Annotated in this window: 26 protein-coding genes; 21 read left to right on the top strand and 5 right to left on the bottom strand. The window is 46.9% G+C overall.

Features of this window, described 5'->3' with window-relative positions; all coding sequences use genetic code 11:
- The first annotated feature begins 295 nt into the window (after positions 1–295).
- Positions 296–1,645 carry an FAD-dependent oxidoreductase gene (locus FD01_RS03730; RefSeq protein WP_056962711.1) on the top strand — a complete coding sequence of 450 codons (1,350 nt, stop codon included), beginning with the start codon at positions 296–298 and terminating at the stop codon, positions 1,643–1,645.
- Positions 1,646–1,688: 43 nt separating this feature from the next.
- Complete coding sequence (locus tag FD01_RS03735) at positions 1,689–2,318, top strand: LVIS_2131 family protein (RefSeq protein ID WP_056962685.1); 630 nt, start codon at positions 1,689–1,691, stop codon at positions 2,316–2,318.
- 40 nt (positions 2,319–2,358) lie between these two features.
- Here the strand turns inward: FD01_RS03735 and FD01_RS03740 are convergent, their stop codons facing one another.
- Together FD01_RS03740 and FD01_RS03745 are read right to left on the bottom strand one after the other, a co-directional pair.
- A complete protein-coding gene (locus FD01_RS03740; protein WP_056962687.1) occupies positions 2,359–2,793 on the bottom strand; it encodes a hypothetical protein in 435 nt (144 codons plus the stop codon).
- A 137-nt stretch (positions 2,794–2,930) separates the two neighbouring features.
- On the bottom strand, positions 2,931–3,137 hold the full coding sequence (locus tag FD01_RS03745; RefSeq protein ID WP_054715454.1) for an LBP_cg2779 family protein: 207 nt from the start codon (positions 3,135–3,137) through the stop codon (positions 2,931–2,933).
- A gap of 137 nt (positions 3,138–3,274) precedes the next feature.
- Here FD01_RS03745 and FD01_RS03750 point away from each other — a divergent pair, with 137 nt between their 5' ends.
- The 16 genes from FD01_RS03750 to FD01_RS03825 all read left to right on the top strand — a co-directional run bounded on the left by FD01_RS03750 (position 3,275) and on the right by FD01_RS03825 (position 15,999).
- Positions 3,275–3,577: a hypothetical protein gene (locus FD01_RS03750; protein WP_056962689.1), complete on the top strand. Its 303-nt coding sequence runs from the start codon at positions 3,275–3,277 to the stop codon at positions 3,575–3,577.
- A gap of 599 nt (positions 3,578–4,176) precedes the next feature.
- On the top strand, positions 4,177–5,292 hold the full coding sequence (locus FD01_RS03755) for a lactate oxidase (protein ID WP_054715458.1): 1,116 nt from the start codon (positions 4,177–4,179) through the stop codon (positions 5,290–5,292).
- 44 nt (positions 5,293–5,336) lie between these two features.
- Positions 5,337–5,801, top strand: a complete 465-nt coding sequence (locus FD01_RS03760; RefSeq protein WP_054715461.1) for a flavodoxin domain-containing protein — start codon at positions 5,337–5,339, stop codon at positions 5,799–5,801.
- A gap of 24 nt (positions 5,802–5,825) precedes the next feature.
- On the top strand, positions 5,826–6,047 hold the full coding sequence (locus FD01_RS03765; RefSeq protein WP_054715465.1) for a hypothetical protein: 222 nt from the start codon (positions 5,826–5,828) through the stop codon (positions 6,045–6,047).
- A 12-nt stretch (positions 6,048–6,059) separates the two neighbouring features.
- Entirely contained in the window at positions 6,060–6,239 is a 180-nt protein-coding gene (locus tag FD01_RS03770; RefSeq protein WP_054715468.1) for a hypothetical protein, read from the top strand.
- A 52-nt stretch (positions 6,240–6,291) separates the two neighbouring features.
- Positions 6,292–6,963: a type 1 glutamine amidotransferase gene (locus tag FD01_RS03775; RefSeq protein WP_056962691.1), complete on the top strand. Its 672-nt coding sequence runs from the start codon at positions 6,292–6,294 to the stop codon at positions 6,961–6,963.
- Positions 6,964–7,068: 105 nt separating this feature from the next.
- Entirely contained in the window at positions 7,069–7,686 is a 618-nt protein-coding gene (locus FD01_RS03780; protein WP_054715471.1) for a GyrI-like domain-containing protein, read from the top strand.
- 182 nt (positions 7,687–7,868) lie between these two features.
- Entirely contained in the window at positions 7,869–8,600 is a 732-nt protein-coding gene (gene rsmG / locus FD01_RS03785; RefSeq protein ID WP_056962693.1) for a 16S rRNA (guanine(527)-N(7))-methyltransferase RsmG, read from the top strand.
- Positions 8,601–9,464 (top strand): nucleoid occlusion protein, encoded by an 864-nt coding sequence (gene noc, locus FD01_RS03790; RefSeq protein WP_056962696.1) that lies wholly within the window; start codon positions 8,601–8,603, stop codon positions 9,462–9,464.
- Positions 9,464–10,231 carry a ParA family protein gene (locus FD01_RS03795; RefSeq protein WP_054715474.1) on the top strand — a complete coding sequence of 256 codons (768 nt, stop codon included), beginning with the start codon at positions 9,464–9,466 and terminating at the stop codon, positions 10,229–10,231. Before noc ends, FD01_RS03795 begins: the two co-directional genes overlap by 1 nt.
- A complete protein-coding gene (locus FD01_RS03800; RefSeq protein WP_056962697.1) occupies positions 10,221–11,090 on the top strand; it encodes a ParB/RepB/Spo0J family partition protein in 870 nt (289 codons plus the stop codon). Before FD01_RS03795 ends, FD01_RS03800 begins: the two co-directional genes overlap by 11 nt.
- Before the next feature lie 26 nt (positions 11,091–11,116).
- Positions 11,117–11,308: a DUF951 domain-containing protein gene (locus FD01_RS03805; RefSeq protein WP_056962699.1), complete on the top strand. Its 192-nt coding sequence runs from the start codon at positions 11,117–11,119 to the stop codon at positions 11,306–11,308.
- A 26-nt stretch (positions 11,309–11,334) separates the two neighbouring features.
- Complete coding sequence (ychF, locus tag FD01_RS03810; RefSeq protein WP_056962701.1) at positions 11,335–12,435, top strand: redox-regulated ATPase YchF; 1,101 nt, start codon at positions 11,335–11,337, stop codon at positions 12,433–12,435.
- Between the two features lie 24 nt (positions 12,436–12,459).
- Positions 12,460–13,143 (top strand): DUF1129 domain-containing protein, encoded by a 684-nt coding sequence (locus FD01_RS03815; RefSeq protein ID WP_056962702.1) that lies wholly within the window; start codon positions 12,460–12,462, stop codon positions 13,141–13,143.
- Between the two features lie 238 nt (positions 13,144–13,381).
- Entirely contained in the window at positions 13,382–14,869 is a 1,488-nt protein-coding gene (gene guaB, locus FD01_RS03820; protein ID WP_054715516.1) for an IMP dehydrogenase, read from the top strand.
- 398 nt (positions 14,870–15,267) lie between these two features.
- Positions 15,268–15,999 carry a MurR/RpiR family transcriptional regulator gene (locus tag FD01_RS03825; RefSeq protein ID WP_054715482.1) on the top strand — a complete coding sequence of 244 codons (732 nt, stop codon included), beginning with the start codon at positions 15,268–15,270 and terminating at the stop codon, positions 15,997–15,999.
- Positions 16,000–16,077: 78 nt separating this feature from the next.
- Here FD01_RS03825 and FD01_RS03830 read toward each other — a convergent pair whose 3' ends face one another.
- Genes FD01_RS03830 through FD01_RS03840 form a run of 3 tightly spaced genes read right to left on the bottom strand, consistent with a single transcriptional unit; the run spans position 16,078 to position 21,748 of the window.
- Positions 16,078–16,872: a Cof-type HAD-IIB family hydrolase gene (locus FD01_RS03830; RefSeq protein WP_054715485.1), complete on the bottom strand. Its 795-nt coding sequence runs from the start codon at positions 16,870–16,872 to the stop codon at positions 16,078–16,080.
- Complete coding sequence (locus FD01_RS03835) at positions 16,850–19,783, bottom strand: alpha-N-acetylglucosaminidase TIM-barrel domain-containing protein (RefSeq protein WP_056962704.1); 2,934 nt, start codon at positions 19,781–19,783, stop codon at positions 16,850–16,852. Before FD01_RS03835 ends, FD01_RS03830 begins: the two co-directional genes overlap by 23 nt.
- An 18-nt stretch (positions 19,784–19,801) precedes the next feature.
- Complete coding sequence (locus FD01_RS03840; RefSeq protein ID WP_054715493.1) at positions 19,802–21,748, bottom strand: PTS sugar transporter subunit IIABC; 1,947 nt, start codon at positions 21,746–21,748, stop codon at positions 19,802–19,804.
- Positions 21,749–21,999: 251 nt separating this feature from the next.
- Between FD01_RS03840 and croR the strand changes: the two genes are divergently transcribed.
- From croR to FD01_RS03855, 3 genes are read left to right on the top strand one after another with little or no spacing between them, the layout of a single operon-like run.
- Entirely contained in the window at positions 22,000–22,686 is a 687-nt protein-coding gene (croR, locus tag FD01_RS03845) for a response regulator transcription factor CroR (RefSeq protein ID WP_054715498.1), read from the top strand.
- A 2-nt stretch (positions 22,687–22,688) separates the two neighbouring features.
- Positions 22,689–23,843 (top strand): sensor histidine kinase, encoded by a 1,155-nt coding sequence (locus tag FD01_RS03850; protein WP_056962705.1) that lies wholly within the window; start codon positions 22,689–22,691, stop codon positions 23,841–23,843.
- Positions 23,844–23,858: 15 nt separating this feature from the next.
- Complete coding sequence (locus FD01_RS03855; protein ID WP_056962707.1) at positions 23,859–25,154, top strand: serine hydrolase; 1,296 nt, start codon at positions 23,859–23,861, stop codon at positions 25,152–25,154.
- Positions 25,155–25,253: the final 99 nt, after the last annotated feature.

Here is a 25,253-nt window from a genome sequence, read left to right on the forward strand (position 1 = left end):
CTATGAGTCCTTTTTCTTGCACTTATCATCTTGCACTTAAATTGTAAATCAAAGGTTAAAAAACATGAAAGTCAGCGACACAATTTGACTGTGTACAGAACGTTTTTTGAGCTGATGTGATTTTTGTAAAATTAAATAACGAAATCTCCGGCTGATGTCAACTGAGCCCGGCGAGTGTGGGGTTGCGAAACATTAGCGCATACATTTTGACAAATATAGCGTTTTTCTTTATGGCGATTCGTGCGATAATAGACCTAATTATCCGAATAAAATGACACCAAAGAGGGACATCATGATGAAAATTGCAGTCGTCGGTTGCACCCATGCAGGCACAGCAGCAGTTCAAGAAATCTTAACGCGACATCCGGACACGATCGTCGATGTTTTTGAGCGCCGTGAAGATATTTTCTTCCTATCTTGTGGCATCGCGCTATATCTGGAAGGCACCGTGGATAAACTATCCTCGATGTTTTATGCTGATGCCCAAGGCCTGGAAGCCATGGGGCCCAATATTCATGTGCATTTACGCCATGATGTGATCAAAATCGACGCCAAAAAGCATGTGCTCCAAGTTCAAAATATGGCGACGCAAAGCAAATTCTCCCAAAGCTATGACAAGTTGATCATGACCACTGGCAGTTATCCGGTGATCCCGCCTTTGCAAGGCATCAGTTTGCCGCGAGTTTTAATGTGCAAAAACGCTGATGACGCTGAAAAAATCAAAGCCACTGCCGAAACTGCCAAAACCATCGCCATCATCGGTGGTGGTTATATCGGCGTGGAATTGGCAGAAGCTTATAGCCGGATCGGCCGCGATGTGTTATTCATCAACGGGGTGCATGGTTTATTAAGTCATTACGTCGATGATGAACTGCGCAATAAAGTCGCTGATGAATTGCGGGCACATGGGGTAGACACGTTCTTCAACGAAACGGCACTGCGGTTTGATAGTGATGGGACGCATGCCTTTATTCAAACTGACAAAGCAGAGCATCAAGCGGATCTGGCTGTGGTGTGCGTGGGTTTTCGCGCGATGACGGAATTGTTGCAAGGCCAAGTGGATACCATGCCAAATGGTGCCATCCACGTCAACGACTATATGCAAACCAGCGATCCAGATATTTATGCGGCCGGGGATTCTTGTGCGGTACATTTTAATCCGACGGGCCATGATGCGTACGCGCCGCTGGCCACCAATGCGGTGCGTCAAGGCAAACTCGCAGGGCGCAATGTGTTCGGCAACACGATTCGTTATATGGGCACCCAATCTACCAGTGCGATGCGCTTGTATGATCAAACCTTGGCTTGTACCGGGATGACCTTGCATCGCGCCTTGCAAGCTGGCATCAAAGCTTCCAGTGTCACCGTTAGCGATGCGTATCGCCCAGAGTTCATGCCGGATGCCTACCCAATTCATATGGTGTTAGTTTATAATGAAAATAACCGCGAGATCTTAGGCGCGCAATTTTTAAGTCGGCATGAAGTGTCGCAAGCCGCCAACTTGATTTCGGTGATGATTCAAAATCATAACACAATCGATGACTTAGCATACGTCGATATGTTGTTTAATCCATGGTACGATAAGCCTTGGAACTACTTGAACATTCTCGGACAACAAGCCGTGACCCAAGCTGACGCGTTGTAGCCAGCTTGCGTCGCGCAAATTGGTGAAGACAAAGGAGAACGTAATGAGTGCATGGAATTTGATCGGCTTGGCCGCATGGGTGTTGATTTTGGCCTATGCGATCTTTATGGCTTGGAATATTCGCAGCCGGCATTTAAAAATGGTGGTGGTATTTCGCAAGCAACACGCAGGGCGCACGGTACTGATCGATATTATTGAAGCCGTCGTATTAGTCGCGGCTTTATATGGGATGAGTTATGTGACTTGGTTGCGCCCAGTGGACTATGCCGATAAAACGGCGATCAGCACCAAGTATACTTACGATAAATTGATGCTACAAACCGACTCCGACCGTTCCTATTTTGTCAGTGTCACCTCTGGCAATGGGACGCAACCAGTGCATTACTACACCTATTGGACAGAAGGCTCCAAATATCAAATTTCTAGTCGCAATGCCGATGTGTCTGATGCCACTGATGCTTTGACAGTGCGGGCAGCTGCTTATCCTTGGCAAACTAAAAAACTCGCCAAGTTGGAAAAAACTGACGAGAAAGCTTATGTTGCCACTTATATCGGCACGTACAAACCAACCTTCTTAAATGGCTTGGGGATGCATGTCGGCCATACCGCTCAACGCTTCTCCTTGATCCGGATTCCAAATGATACGTTCCAAAAGGTTGAAGCCGCTAAATGATGATGATCGAGCCTTGAATTTCAGGGGCTCGATTTTTTGCTCAGTTCGGCAAAATTTGCTGAAACCCTTTGATCAATGCCCAAAGGCCAAACAGAAGTGGTGAAAACAAACTCACGACCAGCAGCAGGACGATGTAGCCGCTGATATTTTGCAGTTCTTCGCTTTTGCCAATATCTTGCGGCTCAGCATAGAACTTGACTGGATCAAATAAGTAAGGGGATTGATGGACCGTTTCGCGAAAGTGAAAATAATTGCGTTTGGCCTTGGCTGAAAGAAACCAGTGGTGGGTCAAGTGCCTGATTTTAGGCAACATGAACGGTCCGCTGATGAAGGTGCTGATCAGCATATACAGTAAAAATGGCGATAACGCATAAACGATTTTGCCATCAGGCGTGATTGCGTAAACCGTGATGATCACCACTGAAAGGATCATGAGCTGTAAAGTGTTACCAAGATATTTGAGCACTGACATCATCGCTTACCCCCAAGGAAAAGCAGTACTTTTGCATTAAATATAAGCTTTTCCAGTAATTTGACAAGCGATGGCACAAAAAATGCCGAACCTCCAGACTTTAGGAGGATCGGCATTTTGATTTGGACACAATGTCCGAATTACTTACCAGTTGGTTTGTGTTCCATGTAGTTGCGGAGGTTAGCGACGACGGAAGGCTCTGGGTTTTCGCGCATTGCCTTGATGTTGTGGATGTGTTCCACTGAGACATGACTGTTCAATGCCATCTCAGTATCGGTGAGATTGTTTTTACGTTGGAATTCGATGATCTCCCGTGAAAATTGGTTGACTTGATCTTTTTCGCTCATGACAATATCCTCCTGGAATTCTTATCTCCAGTATACCCAATTTTGGGACCAATACTCAAATAAGTTGCATTTTCGAACGGACGTTTGTATAATAAAAGTAAGGAAGTCGCTTTCGTTTTTCGAAGGGGGTCACGTTTATGGAACCTTATGGCTATCTTCAAGAACTCGCTACCCAACAAACCACGCCGATGCGCGTGCGGGTTTGGGAGAATAAGAATGTGATCATTCGCCGCAACCTCGATAACCGCAATGGGCTTGTGACCCAAGTGTGGGATGCATGGCTGCGTAAAGTTTTACGGCCTTTCGGCGGCTTTGAACCATTGATCGAAATCGATGTGTTCGGGTCAGAGCCAGATATTAAATTTTTCAGTGAGAATCAATTGGCGCAAGCGGTGCATTTCGTCTTACATGTCGATCAACCGCTGTTGCCAAGTGTCTAAGCCAGAGCAGGGGACTGTGCTGGCTTTTTTAGTAAAAACGTTTATAAGTAACGGTCTTGTCACGGTTAACGAATTGCGTTATGATGTTTTCGATATCAAGGAGGGGTGAGTAGCTTAGCGCAGGCTGCCCGTTTCACCTCGCGACGAGCGGAAGTGCTCGCTAAACTTTGGAGACTATCCCGTAGCGACTGGGCTTAACTGTTCAGCTCCGTTAGATCTCCAGTTCCAGAGTGCCGGCATAGAAGGGTCCCAATCGGACTCAAACCAAGTAACCGCCGGGAGTAATGCCCTCATGGCAACATGGGAAGCAAGTCGACGTCTGTGCACGAAAGGCAATGCAGAGCTGATTAGTGATCAAAGCGGTCAAGGCCCAAGAAGCCAAGGCTACGCAGAAACGCCTTGAGTTGTTAGAGAACTGCATCAACGTAATTGAATCGGCATTAAAGCCGCGGGTCCACGAAATGGGCAACTGTTTCGTGGATTTGTTGTGCCTTGGATTCTGATTTTTGATTAAGCTTACAAAAAATCAGCAAAATCCATTGACTTACAAAAAGTGAGTGATAAGATAGTCTCGTAATCAAAATTCAGGAGGGTTCATCATGACAGTAATTAATGGCTACGAACAAAGTGATCGCAATGAAAAGCTGGATATTTTGAATTTACCATCTTTAGAAGCACGCGCAAAGAAGATTATTCCCCAAGGCGGCTTCGGCTATATCGTCGGTGGGGCTGAAGATGACTGGACCCTACAACAAAACACCAAGGCCTTTACGCACGCGCAAATCGTGCCTAAGGCGTTATCCAATATTGAAAATCCTGATTTGTCCACGAACGTCTTTGGCATTGATTTGAAGACCCCAGTGATGATGGCCCCAGCAGCGGCGCAAGGCTTATCTCACAGCCTCGGTGAAAAGGCCACGGCTCAAGGCGTTGCGGCAGTCGGTGCGTTAATGAGTCAAAGCACTTATTCGTCAACTTCAATTGCTGATACGCAAGCGGCAGCGCCTGATGCGCCACAATTCTTCCAATTATATATGTCCAAAGACTGGGACTTTAACAATGCCCTTTTAGATGAAGCGATGAAAGCTGGCGTCAAAGGCATCATTTTGACAGTGGATGCGACGGTTGATGGGTATCGTGAACAAGATATCATCAACAACTTCCAATTCCCGATTCCAATGGCGAACTTGGAACGCTTTGCAGCAGGCGATGGCAAAGGTAAGGGGATCGGTGAGATCTACGCCGCTGCGGCGCAAAAGATTTCCGAAGATGATGTGCGGCGGATCGCGGAATACACCAAGTTGCCAGTGATCGTTAAAGGCATCGAATCACCTGAAGATGCAATGCGCGCGATCGGCGCTGGGGCTGCTGGGATTTATGTTTCCAACCATGGTGGTCGGGAATTAAATGGTGGTCCAGCCGCATTTGATACCTTGAGTGCCATTGCCAAAGCCGTCAATCATCAAGTGCCGATCATTTTTGATTCTGGCGTGCGGCGTGGCAGTCATGTGTTCAAAGCCTTAGCTTCTGGCGCTGATTTGGTGGCCTTTGCCCGTCCTGTATTGTACGGGTTAGCCTTAGGTGGCGCTTTAGGGGTACAAAGCGTGTTCGAACAAATCGATCATGAATTGGAAATCGTGATGCAGTTAGCTGGGACCAAAGATATTGAAGCTGTGAAGCATGCGCCTTTGACACATTTCCACTACGAGAACTAACTTGTAAGCCTCACCATGGTATAATGAGCTTGAGGTGAACGCAGATGAAGGTTTTGATTTTATACGCATCGATCACAGGTAACGCCAAAGGCATGGCCCGGTTCTTGGTGCAATTCTTCGAGCATTATCACGCCGATGTAACACTTGGCGAAATGCAACAAACCGATGCCGCCAAGTTGTTGGACTATGACGCGGTGATCTTGTCGACTTACACCTGGTCTGGTGGCACGATCCCAGAAGAAACCCAAGATTTCTTTGAGGATCTCAAGACCTTGGATTTTTCCAAAAAGCCTTTAGTGTTTGGCATCGCAGGCACCGGGGACAAGTTCTATGGTCAAGATCGCTACAATACGGCACCGGATCATTTTGCCGCGGTGTTAACTGAAAATGGTGCGATTCAAGGAGCTAGCCCGATCAAAATCGAACAAGGCGCGACGCAAAGCGATATGCCAGCGTTCAATGCGTTCACTCAAGCAGTGATGGCAAAGGTGACGTCACTACAAAAGTAGCGGCGTTTTGCGGAGGTGAGTCGAATGGATGAATATGTTTTCTTTAATCCTGGGGATGCGATCGCCAATGACTATGATTATGCTGCGGCTCGGCGGTCAGCTCAGATCTACAAAGCTGAACATGTGGCAGATCGTGGTTTGGTGGTGGCGCAAGACGCACAAGGTCAATTTTCCGTATTTTATGAAGGCGGGGGCGATGAAGCTGATCCCGCTACTAGTAAATATACGATTTTGGCCCACTTATGATGAGGCAGTTAGTTGAAAAATAGTTGGTATCGCGGCGGGCTGATCGGGCTCGCCGTTTTGTTGAGCGGGTTGTTATGGTGGGTTTTGCACCAAACGATGCCCAATGTCTTCATCGGCGGCTTTGCGGCAGTCGTGTTAGGCGCGGTGATCGCGTTATTGATCGCCAGCTTTTGGCCGTCATCCAAAAACTAGGCGCAAGTCACTGGCTGTGTTATGATACCGTTATTGAAAGGACGGATGCATCTTGGCTGAACCCATTACCATTGCTTATCTCTACGAGGATCTCATGAACACGTATGGCGATTCTGGTGACGTGAAAATCTTGCGCTATTGGCTGAATCAAAAGGGCTTTGACGTGCGCGTGGACAATATTTCTTTGGATGCGCCATTTAACGCTGAAGATTATGATTTTGTCTTTTTTGGTGGCGGCCAAGATTATGAACAAACTGTCGTGGCGCGTGATTTAAAGCGTCACAAGCAAACGCTGACCGACTACATTGAAGCCGGCAAGCCGATGCTGGCGATTTGTGGCGGCTATCAACTGCTTGGCGCGTATTATGAAACTAGCAGTGGCACCAGCATTCCTGGTTTGGGCATTTTGCCATTGCACACGGTGTTTAAAGCTGACGCCCGCATGATCGGCGATACCGAATTCGTGACTGATTTTGGCACGGTCAAAGCGTTTGAAAATCATTCCGGCCGCACGTATTTCGACGATCCTGAAAAACTTCACCCGCTGGGCAAAATGGTTCAAGGTTATGGCAACAATCCAGAAGATGGTGTCGAAGGCATGCGCTACAAGAACACCTTTGGCAGCTATGCACATGGACCGATTTTAAAAAATGCTGGCATCGCCAAAGGCATCGCGGATTTGATCGTTAAAAATCATCAATCCCGGATCGGCCAACCAGCATAAAGTTTTGAGGAAAAGTCGCTTGCGAGCGGCTTTTTTCATGGCGTTGATTGCATGGTTGACGGAAATTTGGTATAGCTAAGGAAACGATTTCTTAAGGAGCAGCACATGGCAAATTCTTGGCGCCAAACCGACAAACAATATTATTTTCCCAAAGGCGTGGCGCAATTGACGTTACCAAAAACCAACTATATCGCGTTAACTGGCATCGGCGACCCCAACCAACTGGCCTTTAGTCGCGATATTGAAGCCCTGTATCCGTTGGCTTATACGCTTCGGGCATTATTGAAAAACGCCGCTGACCCTTATGTTTATTCGGTGTATCCATTAGAAGGGGTATGGACGACGACGGATGGCTCGCGTGGCGCAAATCTGAACAAAGCGGCATTAGTTTACCGCTTGATGATCAAACAACCTGATCAGGTAACGCCTGAGTTGTTCAAACAAGCCCAAGCGATCGCCATCGAGAAGAAAGGGTTGTCGAAGCTAAGCAAGATCACCTTTGAACAACTTCCAGAAGCTGAAATCGTTCAAGCCATTCACATCGGCAGCTTTGATACGGAAAGCGACACTTTTGCTAAAATGGATGCGTACATAGCCGACCATCGGTTAAAGCGAGTGCCAATTGTTGAAGCGTATTGGCATCGTGAAGTGTATCTGTCTGATTTTCGCCGCGTTGCCGAAGCCAAGCGTAAAACCTTGTTGCGTTATCGCGTTGAAAAATAATGTTGAGGCGTTGTCACAATTGTCGACAACGCCTTTTGTGATGGGTGTTTCACATGAAACGCAACGTCTGAGCGCAGTTGTTGAATATCGGATTTTACGTTAAACTAGACCTTGACGTGAAACGTGCCAAGACGTCACCGTTTTGACGCGTAAACCGGACACTGTAAAGGAATGGTGTATAAATGAACCGTGAAACATTTGCCCAGGCGCTGGATGATTTGGGGTTGGCCCATACTGAAGCGCAACTGGCCCAATATGCGACTTATTTCGACTATTTAGTCAGCGAAAATCAAAAAATGAACCTCACTGGGATCACTGATGAGCCTGGGGTGTATTTGAAGCATTTTTACGATTCATTGACGCTGGTTGAAGCCTTACCTCAGCTGAAAACCGAGAGCTTGACGCTTTGTGATGTCGGTGCTGGTGCTGGTTTTCCAAGCTTGCCAGTGAAAATCGCTTTGCCACAATTAGAGGTGTCGATCGTGGATTCCTTGAATAAGCGCATCGAATTTTTGCAACGCTTAAGCGACCGCCTCAACTTGCAAAATGTGCACTTGTTTCACGACCGCGCCGAAACCTTTGGCGGCAAAAAGTCTCCACAACGAGAAAGCTTTGATGTGGTAACGGCCCGGGCGGTGGCGCCATTAAACGTGTTGGCAGAATTGTGCTTGCCACTCGCCAAAGTCGGTGGCGTGTTTGTCGCGATGAAAGCGAGCCAAGCTGAAGATGAACTCGCGCAAGCCAAAGTGGCAGTGGCGACGCTTGGGGGTAAGATCGTCAACCAAGTCGAATTGGAGTTGCCAGAAAACGGCGGTCATCGCACGTTGGTCGTGATCCAAAAAACCAAGCCCACGCCGAACAAGTATCCGCGCAAGCCTGGTACCCCAAGCAAATTACCATTGGGAGGCAATTAAATGGCCTTTAACTTTTTCAAAAGCAAAGAACAACCCAAATCAAATGAAGTCACGGTGCAAGAAATTGCCTTAGACCAAATCGTCCCAAACCGCTTCCAACCGCGGAAAGTTTTCACGGATTCTGCGATCGAAGAATTAGCGGAAACGATTCACGAACACGGCTTACTGCAGCCGATCGTGTTGCGCGAATACGCCACGGATCGCTATGAGATCATTGCTGGTGAACGGCGGTTTCGGGCGATGCAGCATTTGCATATGGATAAAGCCCCAGCCATCGTGCAAAAAATGAGCGACGAAGAATCGGCGGCGATGGCGTTGATTGAAAACTTACAACGTGTCGGCTTGTCGGCCATTGAAGAAGCTCAAGCTTATACGGCGTTGATGACGTTGAATCACTTGACGCAAGCCCAACTCGCTACGCAAATGGGTAAAAGCCAATCCTTTGTTGCCAACAAGTTGCGCTTATTGAAGCTGTCTGAACCGGTCCAACAAGCCATCATGAATGGTGAACTGTCGGAGCGTCATGGTCGCGAATTGTTGCGGGTCGATGATTATCATCAACAACTCTTGGTCCATCAAGTGCTCAACGATGGCTTGACGGTCAAAGAGACCCAAGCCGCTGTTGAAGCCATTTTGCATCCAGAATTAGTGGCACAACCAGAACCGGAACAGCCGACCACGGCTAAAAAGCCGGCGAAGGTCAAGCATCGCACGGTGCAAAGCCATGACACGCGCATGGCGGTAAACACCTTGAAGAAATCGGTGCATATGATCAAAGATGCTGGCATGAAAGTCAAAATGACCGAAGCTGAAACCGATGACGCTTATCGCATTGTAATCGAGATTCCAAAGGAGACGAAGTAATGGCATATATCATTGCAGTCGCGAATCAAAAAGGCGGCGTGGGTAAAACCACCACGACCATCAACTTAGGTGCATGCTTGGCTGATGCTGGCAAGCGCGTGTTGATCATCGATGCGGATGCGCAAGGCAATGCCACCAGCGGCGTCGGCATTCAAAAGCCTGATGTGGGCAAAGATATTTATGATGTGTTGGTCAATGAAGACCCAATTTCTGAAGCCTTGCTGAAAACCAATCACAAAAACTTGTGGATCGTCCCAGCTACCATTCAACTCGCCGGTGCGGAAATCGAACTGACCAGTCAAATGGCGCGCGAAATGCGTTTGAAGTTAGGCTTAGCCGCCGTTGAAAACGACTATGACTATATTTTGATCGATTGCCCGCCGTCTTTAGGCCAGTTGTCGATCAATGCTTTCACCGCCGCACATTCGATTTTGATTCCAGTGCAAAGTGAATACTACGCTTTGGAAGGCTTGAGTCAATTGCTCAATACCGTGCGCTTGGTGCAAAAGCATTTTAACCCGCATTTGGCCATCGAAGGGGTATTGCTCACCATGTATGATCGGCGCACGAACCTCGGCGCCCAAGTGATCGAAGAAGTGCGCAAATACTTCGGCGACAAAGTGTATGACACGATCATTCCGCGCATCACCCGCTTAGCCGAAGCGCCAAGTTACGGGATGCCGATCGTGGATTATGATCCAAAATCCAAAGGGACTGAAGTTTATACCCAACTTGCTCAGGAGGTGCTTAAAGCCCATGGTGAATAAAAACAACAAAGGCTTAGGTCGTGGGATCAATGCGATTTTTCAAGATATCGAAGATCCTGACCTTGAGCAATCAGCCGTTGAAGACTTGCCGTTAGAAGAGATCCGGCCAAATCCTTATCAGCCGCGGAAGACTTTTGATGAAGCGGCTTTAGCAGATCTGGCGGCATCGATCAAAACCACTGGGGTGTTCCAGCCGATCATTGTGCGCAAATCCATTTCTGGTTTTGAAATCATCACCGGTGAACGGCGCTTCCGGGCGTCAAAGCTCGCCGGCAAAACCACGATCCCAGCGATCGTACGCAGCTTTGATGATCCGGCGATGATGGAAATCGCCGTGCTGGAAAACTTGCAGCGTGAAGATCTGACCCCATTAGATGAAGCCCAAGCCTATGACACCTTGATCAAAAAGCTCAACTTGACCCAAGCTGAAGTCTCCAAGCGCTTAGGCAAGTCACGGCCTTATATCGCCAATTACTTGCGCTTGTTGACTTTGCCAGTTTCGGTCAAAACGATGCTCAATGACAATCAACTGTCGATGGGCCAAGCGCGGACGCTGCTCAGTCTCAAAGACAAAAAGCAGATCCCAGCCATGGCCAAAAAAGTCGTTGCCGAAAACATGACTGTGCGCCAGTTGGAAAAGCTGATCAACGAACTCAACGCAGGGGCTAAGAAGCCAAAGCCAAAAGCCAAGGTGAAATCGCCATACTTGCGCGCCAGTGAAAATCAACTCGGTGATCGCTTTGGCACCAAAGTCAATATCGCCCAAACCCAAAAAGGCAAAGGGAAAATCGAAATCGACTTCGGCGACCCCAATGATCTCAACCGGATCTTGGCCTTGTTGGATGTGAATTTAGATTAGCAATGCTGGACTAAGGAGGCGCAAACATGTACGCTTTACACGACCACGTTTTAATGAAAAAACCACATGCATGTGGCGTCAATGATTGGGAGATCATTCGCATGGGCATGGATATCAAAATCAAATGCAGCGGCTGTGGTCACATTGTGATGCTGTCGCGCCATGATTTTGACCGGAAAATGAAAAAAGTGCTCTCCCACAATGACGAAACCAACTAATTAAACACAGAAAGAGGAACCTATTCATGGCTTTAACAGCAGGTATTGTCGGCTTACCTAACGTCGGCAAGTCAACTTTGTTCAACGCGATCACCAAGGCAGGCGCCGAAATGGCGAATTATCCTTTTGCCACCATCGACCCTAACGTCGGCATGGTGGAAGTGCCAGATAAGCGCTTAGCCCGCATCGATGAAATCGAACCCGCCAAAAAAATTATTCACACGACTTTTGAATTTACCGACATTGCCGGTATCGTCAAAGGGGCATCTAAAGGTGAAGGTCTCGGCAACAAGTTCTTGGAAAACATTCGCCAAGTTGATGCGATCATTCATGTGGTCCGCGCCTTCGATGATTCTGAAATCACCAGTGTTACCGGGGTGGTTGATCCAATTGATGATATCGAAACCATCAACTTGGAATTAGGCTTAGCTGATCTTGATTCTGTCAACAAGCGTTATGCCCGCGTTGAAAAAATCGCCCGCACCAAAGACAAAGAAGCCTTGGCTGAATTTGAAGTGTTAAAGAAGATCAAGCCAGTGCTTGAAGCCGGCGGCATGGTCCGGTCGATCGATTTTGACAAAGACGAACAAAAAATCGTCAAAGGCTTGTTCTTGTTGACCTCAAAGCCAGTGCTTTATGTGGCCAACATCGCTGAAGACGACATGGCTGATCCTGAGAGCTGTGATTACGTCAAGCAAATCGAGGCCTATGCTGAAAAAGAAGGCGCTGAAACCATTGCGGTATCAGCCCGGACTGAAGAAGAAATTGCCGAATTGGACGATGCAGACAAAGCGGACTTCTTAGAAGCTGAAGGCGTCAGTGAATCTGGTTTGGACAAGTTGATCAAAGCGGCTTATCACTTGTTAGGCTTGGCAACGTTCTTTACCGCTGGTGGCAAGGAAACTCGCGCGTGGACTTTCAAACAAGGCATGAAAGCCCCACAAGTTGCTGGCGTGATCCATTCTGACTTTGAACGTGGGTTTATCCGAGCTGAAACCATGAGTTTTGACGACTTGGACAAGTATGGTTCCGTTTCTGCTGTTAAAGAAGCAGGTCGCTTGCGTTCAGAAGGTAAAGAATATGTGGTACAAGATGGCGACATCATCGAGTTCCGCTTCAACGTTTAATTCAAAAAATAGGGGGACAGTGGCGTGGCAAAAAAGAATGACGAACCACAAACGGCAGTGGAAACAACCGTTGATGTCGACGGGTTGTTAAGTGAACTGACCAAAAAAAATGACGAGTACGTGTTCAAATTACGGCGGATCTTAAAGGAACATCAATACACCGATGCGCAAGAACGCAAAGTTTTGGCGGATATTTTACCGGAAATGGTCGAAGCCCAACGCGCTGGCAAACCAGCCACGCAGATCTTTGGCCCAGTCACGGTGAAAGCCGATAGCATTATCAATGCGCCAAAGCCCGTGAAACAAGCGCCTTATTGGCTGACTGGCTTAGACCTCAGTTTGTTTTTCGCCAGCATCTTCGGATTGATGTATGGCATCATGGCCTTCATCAAGCCAAAGAACATGACGGCAGGCTCTGGGATCGCCTCGATCATCATTATGGCCGGCATGGCTGGGTTTATTTTCTCGTATTACAACATTTGGTCTCGTCGCGACAAGAAAAAGCGTGCCAAGACTTGGTTGATCATGTTAGGCGGCGTGGCGGCGATCATCGTGGCGTCCTTAGCTTCTAGCTTGTTGGCTGTGATCAAGTCACCATTGACTAGTCCAACCGTTTGGCCAGTATACGCAGTCGTTGCTGTGGTTTGCTACGGGGCGCACTGGTTGCTCAAGCGTCAATACAACTTACCAGGGATCATGGCAGCCTAGCAGTTTCCGAATAAAAATCCGAAATCAGTCTGGTTACTTCGACTGGTTTCGGATTTTTCATGGAACAGGCGGTCTAGACAGAAATAATGTTCGGCTCTATTTTGTGAAAAATGAGTTGATTCTCATTTAAAAAGCCCGCTATGGCGGGCTTTTTAATTTGCTCAACAAGTCATCATTGACGAACGCATTTTCCAATGCTATTCTGGTCAACAACAAAAAACGAAAGAAGGCTGTCCACTTGAGTAATTGGGAGACAAAGTTTGCGCGCCGCGGATTTACATTTGATGATGTGTTATTGATACCTGCTGAAAGTCACGTTTTACCACAAGACGCTGATTTATCCGTCCAACTCGCTGACAACTTAAAGCTGAACATTCCAATTCTCTCTGCTGGGATGGATACGGTCACTGAAAGCGACATGGCCATTGCCATGGCTCGCCAAGGTGGGTTAGGTGTCATCCACAAGAACATGAGTATTGAAGCGCAAGCTGATGAAGTATTGACTGTTAAGCGTTCTGAAAATGGGGTCATTATCAACCCATTCTTCTTAACTGCCAATGATCCGGTTGAAGAAGCCAACAAGCTGATGCAAAAGTACCGCATCTCTGGGGTTCCGATCGTCGACTCCAAGGATTCTCGCAAACTCACTGGGATCATCACCAACCGTGACTTGCGCTATGTCTCCGATCACTCTGTCACCATCGGTTCTGTGATGACTGCTGAAAACTTGGTCACTGCCCCTGCAGGCACTAGCCTTGAAGAAGCCGAAAAGATTTTGCAACAACACAAAATCGAAAAGTTGCCTTTGGTGGATGAACAAGGTCGTTTAAGCGGCTTGATCACCATCAAAGATATCGAAAAAGTGGTTGAATTCCCTAATGCCGCTAAAGATGATCATGGCCGTTTGTTAGTCGCCGCAGCCGTTGGGGTCACTTCCGATACTTTCGAACGTGCCCAAGCATTGCTTGATGCCGGCGCTGATGCCTTAGTGATCGATACGGCGCATGGCCATTCTGCAGGCGTTTTGCGCAAGATCAAAGAAATTCGCGAACACTTCCCTAAGGTGACCTTGATCGCTGGTAACGTGGCCACTGCTGAAGGTGCCGCTGCTTTATACGACGCTGGTGTTGATGTCGTTAAAGTTGGGATCGGCCCTGGTTCCATTTGCACCACGCGGATCGTCGCTGGTGTCGGCGTTCCTCAATTGACTGCCGTTTACGACGCGGCGACTGAAGCGCGCAAACGCGGCAAGACCATCATCGCCGATGGTGGGATCAAGTTCTCTGGTGACATTGTCAAAGCCTTAGCTGCTGGTGGGACTGCGGTTATGCTTGGCTCAATGTTAGCTGGGACGGATGAAGCACCAGGTTCCTTTGAAATTTATCAAGGCCGTCGCTTTAAGACTTATCGCGGCATGGGCTCCATCGGTGCGATGGCCCAAGGTCATGGTTCATCTGATCGTTACTTCCAAGCCGGCGTCAATGAATCCAAGAAGCTGGTCCCAGAAGGTATCGAAGGCCGCGTGGCTTACAAAGGCTCCTTGGCTGATGTCATTTACCAAATGGATGGCGGCTTGCGTTCTGGTATGGGTTATGTCGGTGCGGCAACTATTCCAGACTTGGCAGACAAAGCCCAATTTGTTCAAATCTCTGGTGCTGGTTTGAAAGAAAGCCACCCACATGATGTGCAAATTACCAAAGAAGCGCCTAACTACTCAGTCGAATAACCTGAATCGAAACCGTCCAGCATGTCTTGGGCGGTTTTTGTATGTTCAAGTGGATACCATGTATTGTCATCTTGAATCAGGCATGTTAAACTAAAACCATCAAAAAAGCACAGAGGTGTTAGCCTCTATGCTAGCGGACGATGGCCTCGTCCTCGCACTCCGTCAGTTAAACGGCGGCTACAACTTAACGACAAAGAATCAATCGCGTGTAACTCTGGGAAAAGCTAACGCGATTTTTTCTTTGGATTGATTTACTGAACAAAATTCGGACTAGTCAAGGTCTTTGCACATCCTAATATTTGGATGCGTGAAGCCCTTTTATTGTAGGTTGAATGCCTTATTCGGAATCGGTAAAATGACAGTGAAGCCCATTGTGATCAGTTAAAGGAGGGCAAAAGATGTCCGAGTTTTATCAAATCGATCGAATCTTTAAGAATAAGGGTTTAAACGATAGTGACAAAAATATTCTCGCGTATATTTTAAAGAATCCAGACAAAGTGCAACATCAAGGAATTCGGACGCTAGCGGAGCATGTCTTTACTTCGCCGACTTCAATCGAACGTTTAGCCAAAAAGTTGGGGTACTCGGGTTATAGTGAGCTTGTTTATCATGCGAAACATTTGATTCGTGAAACGACGTTGCCACAACCCAGTAGTTTGGATACATTAACGACTTTATCGCCGGAAATCTTTGAAGATCGTGTTGTTCAGCTATTTAATCGAGAACACTATGTTTATATTTACGGTGAGGGGTTTAACGAGTTCGTTGCCGGATATTTTTACCGTAAACTTTTGGTCAATCGTTATCAAACGTTATTGTTGGCAGGCTTGGAGATTCCTTTGGTCTACGATCCCGGTCAAAAACCAGTGCTGTTGCTGATTTCGCGTTCTGGCGAGAACTTTTCTTGCTTAGAAAAAATTCGCCAAATTGAAGCAGTGAATGGGACGTTGATCTCCTTTACCTCCAATGCGAATAGTACAATTGCGAAGAAGTCAGATGTGCCGATTACGTTGGTTGATCCTCAAGTTTCTGATGCAGCAAATATCAATTATACACATTTTTACGGTGATTGCATTAATGCCTTTGAAAACTTGTTGAATTTTGCTAATCTCGATCCGAGTGAGTTGTAATCGATGAACAAGGCGGCCTGCATGAAACCTCAAAAGAGTATTCATGCAGGCCGCCTTGTTTATTGGGTTGCTAGTGAACTATAAAGTTGCCATTTGGCGTAAAGCGCCGCCATTATTATTGTCATGCTTGGTAATGTATTTCGCGACCGCTTTGATTTTAGCATTCGCATTTGCCATTGCGTAGCTTTCAGTGCAGGCGGTGAGTAGCTCCAGATCATTGTTGCTATCACCAAAAGCCGCAGTTTCTGCAGGGGAGATTTGCCAACGTGTTTGCAAGAATCTCATGGCGTTTCCTTTATTGACGCCTTGAGGAACAATATCGATACCACCAAAGCCACTGGAAGTCACATGTAATTCTGGTAACGCTGCACGCAATATCAACTCTTGGTTGCTGACATCTTGATTGGGCCAAGCGAGGGCGATTTTGAAAAAACGATCCGAAAGTTGACGTAAATCTTCAACCGGTTGTAAATGCCGATAATACTTGGCGCCTTCAGCAAAGAATTCGGGTGATGCGCTAGCACTGATATAAGCATCTTTTGCACCAGATAAGATGACTAGGGCATTGGCTAATCGTGGATCAGTTTCCAACAGATCCAGTGCCGTTGCCACGGCTTGAGGCGCTAGTGTGTGTTGCTGCAAGACTTGCCCGTTGCTGACAATCAAAGCACCATTTTCGGCAATATAGTCGAGTTGCTGATCATCGTCTTTAAAAATATCGGAAAGGTGTTGATATTGATTACCGCTGGCGATGACAAAGCGCGTTCCATTTGCTTTCCACTTACGGTACAGGTTGGCAAAGGCGGTGCGGTCAAAACCTTTCTGATCGCTTAAAAACGTGCCATCCATATCAGTTGCAATCATGCGAATCATTTGACGTCACCTCCTGATTTGTGAGTTCAAGGACTTGTGCGATAAGCGCGGTCAGTGGCTGTGTTGTAGTCGCTGGTTGAGAAACATCTAAGACCCATTGCCATTCTTGAGCAAACCACTCAGAAGCGGACAAGTCTTGACCTTCATTTAGCCAACGCAACCATCTCTGACGATAAAGGGTCCCAGTAAGCCCAGCCCACTGACGATTGGAATAATCGTGTAACCCACCACCGTTGGCTTGAGGTTCACCACCCCAAGTTGTGATCAAAGCGCGTGCATTCAACATAAATTGATCTTGGCTGAAGTCGTCAGTAGGTGCGATTGCTTGGGCTTGTTCCAGCCAATGTGATAGCGTGAAATTTGGAACGTGACAGGCAAGTTGGTCAACGAGCGTGATTAATTTGAGAAAATGCGCTTGCTGAGCAGTATTTGGTTTGCCTTGCCAAATATCCATGCTACTTTGCGCAGCGTTAGCTACTACTTGCATTGCTAAACTAACGAGATCTACCCGAAATCCAAAACTGTTCCAGCAAGATTTTGGTGCTACTTGCAGTGCTTGTAATGCTAATTCAAGTTGTGTTTTGGGATAGTCGATGATTGCATTTCCCCAAGTCGAAGCAGTATCGATTTGGTGGGCTGGCCTTGCATTAATGATAGACTCAGGCGCACCTTGGCCTCGCATATTGAAAGCAGCTTTATAGACTAAGCGAGTCCAAGCGATTAAGTCTGGAGATGCTTTAACACTTGCACCATAGCGTCTTTGGGCATAATGGGTGAGCCAGTCGGCTAAATTGATTGGCTGTAGCTTACCAGGCTTTCGCCAGATCATGTCGAAGAAAAAGTCGAACAACAATGGATTCGTGAGTGAAGCCTCAGGTGTGATGCCAACCCCATAAAGGCTGCGACCATCGACCAACGCATCACGATATCGCGTATCAAGGGTATCCAAATGCCCAGATAGCCCCATGCGCCCTCCGAAATTATTTAGCATACAAAAGAGCCAAGGCGTGTCTCCAAAATTTGATCCACCATGCACTGCTGGATCATCGATTAGCCACTGTGGTGTTTTTTCAGCGTAAAGATCTAAAACTAATGCATGCTTTTTGGAGAATTTGTGAATACCCGCAATCAATCCTGGTGTTGGGTTTTCTTGCCAGGATTGGACAACCCATACTGCATGCGAGTCATGTCCAAGCATTGCAGAAAGAACACGTTCTGCAACAAGTTGAGGACTTAAATCACCGGCATTGCCACCTTCGTGAAAGGGATCAACTGCCCAAAAATGTGTCGTACCTAAGAGCTCAGCTTGAATGGTGTAAAATTTAGCAGCCAGTTGATCAAAGGCTGGATCGTCAGTGGCGAGCATTGCGGGACGTGAGAAACTGCACCATTGACCTTGTGGAATCACATTACAATTTGGAAAACGTTCAGCAAATCCGTCAGGCAACAGCCCACCATATCCGGGTAACACGATTTGCATTCCCATTGCGGCCATAAAAGCATGATTGTTCCTTGCTAAGTCCAATCGTTGCTGAATCCACTTAAATGACATCGGACCACCGATACCATTGATATTACCCATCCACTGCCAGGCAGCAAATGTTGGGGCAGAAATTTCATCGGCGATATCTTGATCACTATAACCTAGTTCACGTAGAAAAAGGGCCCAGACCGCTTCGTGACCGGTAGGATCGAGGACTAAATTGACGCCAGATAAAGCTAGCCAATCAAGTTCGGTTTGCCATTCATTTTTGCCCCAATGGGCCATGGTATACGAATGAGTGGTGAAATTGTAAGCATAGCGGTACTTAGCTGCAGTTTGCCGCATAATCGGTGTTTTTAGTTTGGGTGGTTGGTCAGGCATTCGGACCTGGTCACCCATACCTGCTTGATTCAAATTAACTTGACACCAATGTTTCAAGTAGTAATTCAGGCCCGCTGCGATTGTCACGCCACTATCGCCGGTGATCTTAATGTGCTGATCGCTACTTTGCGTTAACGTGAATTGTTGCGGTAGCGGGCTTAAAGCAAATTCAAACCAATCACAGTAAGTTGCCCCTAGTCTACGCGTAATCAAGCCGTTTAATGCATTCGTTAAGGAAATTACTTTAACAGGATGAGCAACTAGCGGCAGTGATGCCATGACTGGAATATTGGACAATTTTTCGCCAAAAGCTCGAATTTGATGAACTTGGACATCCCCATCACCACTTTGACTTAAAACAACCAGACGTAAAACTGCAACCTCAGCATCGACACAGATACTTTCGCCGTCGAGTTGAGTAACCGTGGAAATATCCGCTAACCGCGTAAAGGTGTTGCCATCAGTTGAACCGTACAAACGAAAGCGGACTTGATGTTTGGCAGGAAAGTACACTTGCACGCGATTGAGGCGATAAATTGCTTGTAACATGACATCTGCGTATGCAGGGTAACTAGGGGCGTGCCAAGTTGTAATCGCAGAGCCATCAGTTAGTAACTCAGCGTGTTCTTCATCTTCCTTGGTATGAACCGGTTTACCGTACGAAATACTAGCCAAATCAACATGTGAACTGGTGTCTTCGACAATGACTGCTTCTTGAAGTGAGACAAATACTTGAACGCCAGCAATTAACTCAGGATGCGTACAAGTTACTAAGATGTGAGACGCACTTTTTGGCGTAGGAAAAGTATAAACTACAGCGTTGTCTGTGGTGACGTCGTCGAGTTGCAAATCATCGGTTAAATCAGAAAGCACATGGTTGAAGGCATGCTGAATCAGTAAATGATTCGTGTTAGCTTGAGAGTTGCTGAAGTTGACAACAACTTTTGTGATCGGAGCACTGATGCTGGTGGGGATGGCCCAGATTACGGTATTTTTTTTATTAGATAGGCGTTGTAGTTTTGATGTGATTTCAATTTCTCGACTCAATATTCATTCCTCGATCCACTACGCTAACTTTGGCGCAACTTTTCCGGGGTTAACGGGCTTTTGACGTTTCTTGTCAGCAATCATGTTGTCATTGAAGCCCCAGACCCAAGTCAGTACAAAGGCGACAACCAGTGCTGCGGCAGTGGCAGCCAATGCCCCCCAGAAGCTCCCGTCGATACCAGCTGGATTGATGAACGATGGCAAACCAATAATTGAACCGGCGATACTCCACATGTTGACGTGTAACAGTCCAATGATTAAACCACCAACGGCACTGCCAATGTTGGCAGCGACAAAGGTCTTTTTGTATCGTAAGTTAATCCCATAAATTGCAGGTTCAGTTACACCGCAGAAAGCTGAAATAGCTGCGGCAAAACCCAGTGAGCGAAGACTTGCATTTTTAGTTTTCATGGCGACTGCTAAAGCGGCACCGCCTTGGCCAACCATCGTGATAGAAACGATGGCAAACAGGTATGAATGTCCAAGAGTAGCAAAGTCATTAACAAAGAGTGGGACGATTCCCCAATGCAAACCGAAGATAACTAATACTTGGTAGAAGCCATCGATGATTGCACCAAAGATTGCGGTGTTGAGGCTGAGGAGTGCTTGAATACCGTTGGCTAAACCATCAGCAAGCCAAGTGATGACTGGCCCAGTTAATAACAATGTGATAGTCGTGACGACAATAATGGTGATCATTGGAACGACAATGGCTTGTAAATATGAAGCGACATGTTGCTTCAACCACTTCTCAAGTTTTGTTGCCAAGAAAGCACCAAGAATCATTGGAAAAATGGAATAAGTGTAAGATACAAATGGAAAGTGCATCCCAGCGATGGTGACAATACTTGCACCTTTACCAGCAGCAATGATCGATGGATAAGCAATTGCACCACCGATCACAGCGCAAAGCATTGCGTTTCCGCCCATACGTTTCGCTGCAGAAAACCCGATCAATACGGGTAGGAAATAGAATACAGCATCGGACATGGCATTTAGAATCATGTAAAAGTTGCTGTCTGCAGTGATCCAGTGGAAGCTTACCATGAGGGACATCATCCCTTTGATGATCCCGCTTGCTGAAAGCATCCCAATTACAGGGGCCATTGAACCGGTGATGACTCCGATTAACGCATTAGTGCCATCTTTCACTTTTTGACCAAAGGTGCGGTTATCAGGGCCAGTTGATGCGATTGATACTTCAGCATCTGGATCTAGGCCGAGTTGCTTGGTCACTTCATCAAAGACGTCACCGACAGCAGGGCCGATAATCATTTGATATTGACCAGAAGCCTGGGCGACATCAATTACCCCATCTAAGTTCGCAATGACGTCATCGTTAGCGAGCGCTTTATCGTTAAGGTAAAAACGTAGGCGAGTAATACAATGAATCACGTTTTTAACATTTTCCTTACCGCCGACATTTTCGATAATGGTAGCGGCTAAGTCGCCATATTTACCGCTGTGGTGAACACTGGCAACAGGTGCAGGAGCTAATTTGATTTTTGCCGTAATGGTTTTGGCAGTTGTTTCGCCAGTTGTGACGTGCAAAGATTCCACCTGTTCTTTGCTGTTGGTAATGGCCACAATCACAGTGGTTTGTTTGCCTGCGGATGTGATGGCGTTTCGGTCCATTGTCCCAAGGGAAGTTCCAGCTAAAATCTGCTGACCCTCAGTCACGGTTAAGCTGAAAGGTGCACCATCGAGTTCTACTGTATCGATGCCGAGATGCAGTAACACTTCAAGTCCGCTTTCGGTACGAATACCGATTGCATGCCCGGTTTCGGCGACTAATACGACTGTGCCGGCAATTGGGCTATATAATTGATCAGTGCTTGGAATGATAGCAAAACCTTCGCCCATCATTTTCTTGGAGAATACCGGGTCTTGAACATCAGCCAAGTTGATTGCTTGGCCATCCACTGGGGCGAGTAGTGTCGCAGTGGTAGGTTGTGAAGTACTCATGAATTATCCCTCCATTGATTAAATAATAGCTAACTGAACGGCTTAAGTATAACTGGCTGTGTTAACGGTTACATCAATTCTCACGGTGTTGGTTACGCATTCCGACAAGCGGTACACGTACCGCTTGGGTGACAAATTTTCTTCAAGTTTAGCGGCAATCTTAATATTTTGCCATCTTTTCTGGCTTTTTTAGCGAGTCACACAAGCGTTCTGTTACAATTAAGCCAGAATACACATACGGGAGATAAATTATGAAAATATTGATTGTTGATGACGACAAAGAAATCGTTGAATTACTCAGTATTTACGTTAAAAATGAAGGCTATGAACCGATTTTGGCCTATTCTGGTAAAGAAGCCATCACTAAATTAGTGACCACACCAGATATTTCGTTGATGATCTTGGATATCATGATGCCAAATATGTCAGGGATCGACGTGGTCAAAGAAGTCCGCAAAGATTCTCAGATCCCGATCATCATCGTCTCAGCTAAAACTGGCGACATGGACAAGATCCAAGGCTTGCTGACTGGGGCGGATGATTATGTCACCAAGCCATTCAATCCACTTGAAGTCATGGCGCGGGTCAAAGGGTTACTGCGCCGTTCAAAGAACGAAGTCACGAACCCAGAACCAGACGTCTTAGAAGTGGGGCCTTTAACCATTAAAAAGGATTCCCATGAAGTGACGACACTAACAGGCAAGAGCATCCAATTAACTGCGTTGGAATTTGGCATTTTATACTTATTGGCCAGCCATCCTAACCGCGTGTTCTCTGCGGATGAAATTTTTGAACGGGTTTGGCAACAAGAATCGATCGTGTCAGCCAAAACTGTCATGGTCCATGTGTCGCACTTGCGCGATAAAATCGAAGAAGCCACAGGCGGTGAGAAAGTGATCGAAACTGTTTGGGGCGTGGGGTATAAAGTCGAGGCTTAACCATGGAAAAGGTCCACTTAACCGGCAAAGAAAAATCTGAGCTGTGGGGCGAAGGCCTGATCACGGTGATTTTGTTGTTGATGCTGAACTTGGCGGTGGTCGTGTTAGGCAAGCAAATGATCGCCAGTGACCCGCATCTGCAAAACTCCATTTGGGGCATTAAAAATGTGCTGACGTTTGGCCAAAATAATGTCCATTTTTGGAGTTGGCGGAATTTCTTTGTTGGCGTGATGGCGGTCGTCGATGCGATCGTCGTGTATTGGCGCTTGATCCGACGCTATCGCCAAATGCAAATGCGACATGTTATCGCGGAATTGCATTATATTGCTGATGGGCATTTGGATCATCGGATTCATTTTGAAGTGAACAACGATTTGCAAAAAGTGATTTCCTCGATTAATGCACTGGTTGATTCCACTGTGAATTCAATGGAAGAAGAACGTCGCATTGAAAAGTCCAAAGATGAATTGATCACCAATGTGTCGCATGATATCCGCACACCATTGACCTCGATCATCGGTTACTTGGGCCTGATCGAAGACAAACAGTATCAAAATCCAGATGAACTGGTCAAATATACCCATACCGCTTATTTGAAAGCTAAGCAAATGAAGGTTTTGGTCGAAGACTTGTTTGAATATACCAAGTCGCGCCAAACCACCACACCGTTAAATGCGGTTGAATTCAATATGGTCGCGATGTTGGAACAGCTTGCGGCGTCTTATGAACTCGAAGCTGAAAAGAAAGGCATCAGTATTCAAGTGCACGGCGATCCAGATCCGTTGATGATGGAGGCTGACACTGAGAAGCTTTCTCGCGTGTTCAATAACTTGATCATCAATGCCTTTAAATATGGTAAAGGTGCCAAGAATTTGTTCTTAGATGCGCAAAAAGTCGGCAGTGAAGCCATCATTAAAGTTTCCAACGATGGCGATCCGATCCCAAACGATTCATTGAGCCAGTTGTTTGACCGTTTTTATCGCGTAGAAGGTTCGCGCTCGCAAGAAACCGGCGGCTCTGGATTAGGCTTGGCGATCGCGCAAAGCTTCATCAGTTTGCATGGTGGGTATATTTATGCGGATTCCACGCCAGAACTCACCAGTTTTGTGATTCATTTGCCATTGAAACTCGGCACCACATTAAAGAAACCGCAATAAGGAAGGATTTTATTCATGTCGAAATTATGGCGCAGTGTCGTCGTGTTCATCACTGCCATTTCCCTTTGGGCAGGCTTGGCGCCAGCAGTGTCCACACAAGCTGCCACCAGCAGTGTTGATGTTGATGCTTCAGCTGCTTTAGCCATTGAAGCCAAGACTGGTAAAGTGTTATACGCAAAAAATGCTGACAAAACCTTACCCTTAGCTTCCATGACCAAAATGCTGGGCATTTACTTGGTCCGCGAAGCCATCAAGTCTGGCAAGTTGAAGTGGACCGATACGGTGACCCCAACTGCCAGCATCGCCAAACTCTCCCAAAACAGCGACTTGTCCAATGTCCCGCTGCAAACCGATGGCAAGTACACCATTAAACAGCTGTATGAAGCCAGTTTGATCTACTCCGCCAACGCAGCGATGATGTTACTAGGCAATGCGGTATCCGGCAATCAAACCAAGTTCGTCGATGCCATGCGCGCGCAACTCAAAACTTGGGGGATCAAAGATGCGACGATCATCAATGCCACTGGGTTAGACAATAACCAAATCGATGCCGCGGATCGCTATCCAAATTCGAAGACTACCGATCAAAACCAAATGTCGGCTAAAGACGTGGCCGTGATCGCCCAACATTTGTTGAATGATTATCCGGATGTGTTAGACACCACCAAAGCCAAAGAAATGACGTTTACTGAAGGCAGTGACACCACCAAAATGAGCAACTATGATCTCATGTTGCCAGGGTTGTCTGCGGCAGTCAGCGGCTTGAACGTCGATGGTTTGAAAACTGGGACCACTGATCGCGCAGGGGACTGTTTCACCGGTACCGTTGAGAAAAATGGGATGCGCATCATTACTGTGGTGATGCATGCTAACGGTAGCGGTAATGATAAGCGGTTTGTCCAAACCGGTAAATTGATGAATTGGGTATTTGCCAATTGGAAAGCGATGCAAGTCACCACTAAAGGCAAAGCGGTCAAAGGCCATGAACGCTTAACTGTGGTTCATGGCACGAAGGCGTCAGTGCCACTGGCTGCTACGAAGTCGTTGACGGTTTACGTGCCAAGCAGCACCACAGCCAATGATCTTGAGTACCAGTACACAGCACGGTTGAAAGATAAACTTGAAGCCCCAGTGCAAAAAGCCGCCACTGCTGGAACGTTGACTGTTTCAGCAAAAGGCGATACGCTGGGCTACCTCAATGGTCAAACCAGTGAAACTGTCTCGTTGACCACCACCAAAGGCGTCAAGCGCGCTAATTTCTTCGTCTTGATCTTCCATGGCATCGGCGAGTGGTTCAGCAATTTATTCTAAGCATTAAGGCCTGGCCGTTTGACCAGGCCTTTGGTTTATCCGCGTTTCTGTTAAGCCGATGAGAGCGACTTTTTCAATTGGCGACAACGCGGTATCCTT

It is taken from the genome of Lacticaseibacillus manihotivorans DSM 13343 = JCM 12514 (assembly GCF_001435035.1).
Classification (GTDB): domain Bacteria; phylum Bacillota; class Bacilli; order Lactobacillales; family Lactobacillaceae; genus Lacticaseibacillus; species Lacticaseibacillus manihotivorans.

Bases quoted from the DNA above. Each gene is read 5' to 3' on its own strand.
- FD01_RS03730 (WP_056962711.1), top strand. From the start codon at position 296: ATGAAAATTGCAGTCGTCGGTTGCACCCATGCAGGCACAGCAGCAGTT.
- FD01_RS03735 (WP_056962685.1), top strand. From the start codon at position 1,689: ATGAGTGCATGGAATTTGATCGGCTTGGCCGCATGGGTGTTGATTTTG.
- FD01_RS03740 (WP_056962687.1), bottom strand. From the start codon at position 2,793: ATGATGTCAGTGCTCAAATATCTTGGTAACACTTTACAGCTCATGATC.
- FD01_RS03745 (WP_054715454.1), bottom strand. From the start codon at position 3,137: ATGAGCGAAAAAGATCAAGTCAACCAATTTTCACGGGAGATCATCGAA.
- FD01_RS03750 (WP_056962689.1), top strand. From the start codon at position 3,275: ATGGAACCTTATGGCTATCTTCAAGAACTCGCTACCCAACAAACCACG.
- FD01_RS03755 (WP_054715458.1), top strand. From the start codon at position 4,177: ATGACAGTAATTAATGGCTACGAACAAAGTGATCGCAATGAAAAGCTG.
- FD01_RS03760 (WP_054715461.1), top strand. From the start codon at position 5,337: ATGAAGGTTTTGATTTTATACGCATCGATCACAGGTAACGCCAAAGGC.
- FD01_RS03765 (WP_054715465.1), top strand. From the start codon at position 5,826: ATGGATGAATATGTTTTCTTTAATCCTGGGGATGCGATCGCCAATGAC.
- FD01_RS03780 (WP_054715471.1), top strand. From the start codon at position 7,069: ATGGCAAATTCTTGGCGCCAAACCGACAAACAATATTATTTTCCCAAA.
- rsmG (WP_056962693.1), top strand. From the start codon at position 7,869: ATGAACCGTGAAACATTTGCCCAGGCGCTGGATGATTTGGGGTTGGCC.
- noc (WP_056962696.1), top strand. From the start codon at position 8,601: ATGGCCTTTAACTTTTTCAAAAGCAAAGAACAACCCAAATCAAATGAA.
- FD01_RS03795 (WP_054715474.1), top strand. From the start codon at position 9,464: ATGGCATATATCATTGCAGTCGCGAATCAAAAAGGCGGCGTGGGTAAA.
- FD01_RS03800 (WP_056962697.1), top strand. From the start codon at position 10,221: ATGGTGAATAAAAACAACAAAGGCTTAGGTCGTGGGATCAATGCGATT.
- FD01_RS03805 (WP_056962699.1), top strand. From the start codon at position 11,117: ATGTACGCTTTACACGACCACGTTTTAATGAAAAAACCACATGCATGT.
- ychF (WP_056962701.1), top strand. From the start codon at position 11,335: ATGGCTTTAACAGCAGGTATTGTCGGCTTACCTAACGTCGGCAAGTCA.
- FD01_RS03825 (WP_054715482.1), top strand. From the start codon at position 15,268: ATGTCCGAGTTTTATCAAATCGATCGAATCTTTAAGAATAAGGGTTTA.
- FD01_RS03830 (WP_054715485.1), bottom strand. From the start codon at position 16,872: ATGATTCGCATGATTGCAACTGATATGGATGGCACGTTTTTAAGCGAT.
- FD01_RS03840 (WP_054715493.1), bottom strand. From the start codon at position 21,748: ATGAGTACTTCACAACCTACCACTGCGACACTACTCGCCCCAGTGGAT.
- croR (WP_054715498.1), top strand. From the start codon at position 22,000: ATGAAAATATTGATTGTTGATGACGACAAAGAAATCGTTGAATTACTC.
- FD01_RS03850 (WP_056962705.1), top strand. From the start codon at position 22,689: ATGGAAAAGGTCCACTTAACCGGCAAAGAAAAATCTGAGCTGTGGGGC.
- FD01_RS03855 (WP_056962707.1), top strand. From the start codon at position 23,859: ATGTCGAAATTATGGCGCAGTGTCGTCGTGTTCATCACTGCCATTTCC.